The sequence below is a fragment of the Tamaricihabitans halophyticus genome (assembly GCF_004340875.1).
GTDB classification, from domain to species: Bacteria; Actinomycetota; Actinomycetes; order Mycobacteriales; family Pseudonocardiaceae; genus Tamaricihabitans; species Tamaricihabitans halophyticus.
This window is the reverse complement of record NZ_SLXQ01000047.1, coordinates 1-1,392: the sequence shown is the minus strand read 5'-3', so window position 1 is coordinate 1,392 and position 1,392 is coordinate 1. Positions and strand designations below refer to the sequence as shown.

Annotated in this window: 1 protein-coding gene; it reads left to right on the top strand. The window is 63.9% G+C overall.

Translation table 11 applies throughout. From position 1 onward, the window contains the following. Positions 1-75 precede the first annotated feature (75 nt). Positions 76-1,353 (top strand): IS256 family transposase, encoded by a 1,278-nt coding sequence (locus tag EV191_RS29985; protein WP_132881511.1) that lies wholly within the window; start codon positions 76-78, stop codon positions 1,351-1,353. Positions 1,354-1,392: the final 39 nt, after the last annotated feature.

Here is a 1,392-nt window from a genome sequence, read left to right as displayed (position 1 = left end):
GGGACTGTCTGGTTAACGGTGGATCTGGTCTTGGTCTGACACGCCGAGCAGCAAGCTTGGTGGGAAGGATCTGTGATGACCGAGACAGTGGAGCCTGTGACTGAACAGCAGGCAGACGGACCCGTGGATCAGCAGCAGTTGGCCGAGCAGCTGTTGGCGCAGGCCAAGGAGCAGGGTGTTGATCTGGTCGGCCCGGACGGGTTGTTGAACCAGCTGACGAAGAACGTGCTCGAGACCGCGCTGGATGCCGAGATGACTGAACACCTCGGCTACGACCGCCACGATCCGGCCGGACGCGATAGCGGCAACTCACGGAACGGGACCAGAACGAAGACCGTGCTGACCGAGATCGGTCCGGTCGAGATCGAGGTCCCGCGCGATACGGATGCGTCGTTCGACCCGCAGATCGTCAAGAAGCGTCAGCGGCGGCTGACTGGCGTCGACGAGATCGTGCTGTCGTTGTCGGCCAAAGGTTTGACGACCGGTGAGATCGCCGCACACTTCGACGACGTCTACGGCGCGACGGTCTCCAAAGACACGATCAGCCGGATCACCGACAAGGTCGTCGGGGAGCTCACCGAATGGGCCAACCGGCCACTCGAGCCGGTCTATCCGGTGGTCTTCGTGGACGCGATCCACGTCAAGATCCGCGACGGCCAGGTCGCCAACCGGCCCATCTACGTCGCGATCGGTGTCACCGTGGCCGGGGAACGCGACATCCTCGGGCTATGGGCCGGCGACGGCGGCGAGGGCGCGAAGTTCTGGCTGTCGGTGCTGACCGAGATCAAGAACCGCGGCGTCGCCGATGTGTGCATCGTGGTCTGCGACGGACTCAAGGGACTACCAGAATCGATCAACACCGTCTGGGGCCAAGCGATCGTGCAGACGTGCATCATCCACCTGATCCGCAACACCTTCCGCTACGCGTCTCGGAAGTACTGGGACCAGATGGCACGCGACCTCAAACCGGTCTACACCGCGGCCACGGAGGCCGCGGCCAAGGAACGGTTCGAAGAGTTCACCGCGGCATGGGGCGAACGGTATCCGGCGATCGTGCGGTTGTGGGAGAACGCCTGGGCCGAGTTCGTGCCCTTCCTCGAATACGACGTGGAGATACGCCGCGTCATCTGCTCCACGAACGCGATCGAGTCCGTCAACGCCCGCTACCGCCGCGCGATCCGTGCCCGCGGCCACTTCCCAACCGAACAGGCCGCGCTGAAGTGTCTCTACCTCGTCACCCGGTCGCTGGACCCGACCGGACGAGGCAAGGCACGATGGGCCATGAGGTGGAAACCCGCGCTCAACGCCTTCGCGATCGCCTTCGAAGGCCGCATCACCCCAACCGGAAACTAACCAATGCCAAGCCGGATCCACCGTTCATCGGACACTCCC

Bases quoted from the DNA above. Each gene is read 5' to 3' on its own strand.
- EV191_RS29985 (WP_132881511.1), top strand. From the start codon at position 76: ATGACCGAGACAGTGGAGCCTGTGACTGAACAGCAGGCAGACGGACCC.